The sequence below is a fragment of the Herbaspirillum lusitanum P6-12 genome, from assembly GCF_000256565.1.
GTDB classification, from domain to species: Bacteria; Pseudomonadota; Gammaproteobacteria; order Burkholderiales; family Burkholderiaceae_D; genus Herbaspirillum; species Herbaspirillum lusitanum.
Genome location: NZ_AJHH01000684.1, coordinates 1 through 824, shown reverse-complemented (window position 1 = coordinate 824; position 824 = coordinate 1). Strand labels below are relative to the sequence as shown.

Sequence of the window (824 nt, the reverse complement as noted above, 5' to 3'; positions counted from 1 at the left end):
CAACGGCACGCGCTTCTATTCCACCGGCGCGTCCGGCTTCGGCCAGCGCACCACCGCCAGCGGCACCGTGATCTTCGACAACGTGCGCGTGTCCGCGGCACATGTCGTGCCGCTGCACCAGCTGGCGGACCAGCCCAACAACATCGGGCCGGTGGCACAGCTGATCCAGGCCGCCATCGACGCCGGCATCGCGCAAGCGGCGGTGGAGGACGCGGTCGCCTTCATCCGTCAACGTTCGCGTCCGTGGGCCGACAGCGGCGTCGAGCGCGCCGGCGACGATCCGCTCACGATCAACCAGATCGGCGACCTCAAGATTCGCCTGCACGCCGCCGAGGCCTTGCTCGAACGTGCCGCGCGCACGCTCGACGATCTACCGCTGCCGATCAGCTACGAACAGATGGCGCAGGCCTCGGTCGCGGTGGCGGAAGCCAAGGTACTGACCACCGAGATAGCCCTGCACGCCAGCGAAAAACTGTTCGAACTGGCCGGTACCCAATCCACGCTGTCAGCGCACGACCTCGACCGCCACTGGCGCAATGCGCGTGTCCACACCCTGCACGACCCGGTGCGCTGGAAGTATTTCGCCGTCGGCAACTACTACCTCAACGACACGCCGCCGCCGCGTCATAACTGGTCCTGATCCAGTCTTCAGAACATTTCCACGAAAGCATCGTCATGAGCCAATCCGCCACCGCCGCTGCAGCATCCGTCTCCACGGAACATCCCACCGAACCGCGCATCGTCGCACGCATCCGCGATGACGCCGAAGCATTGGCCGCCGCCCGCAAGCTCGCCGTTGAGCTGGCGCGCGAAGCCTCGCAGCG

General features: G+C 66.5%; 1 protein-coding gene. It reads left to right on the top strand.

The genetic code is table 11. The annotated features are described in order from the left end of the window. On the top strand, positions 1 to 640 hold a 640-nt coding region (locus tag HLUSI_RS0122455), incomplete at its 5' end, for an acyl-CoA dehydrogenase family protein (RefSeq protein WP_016836092.1). Positions 641 to 824: the final 184 nt, after the last annotated feature.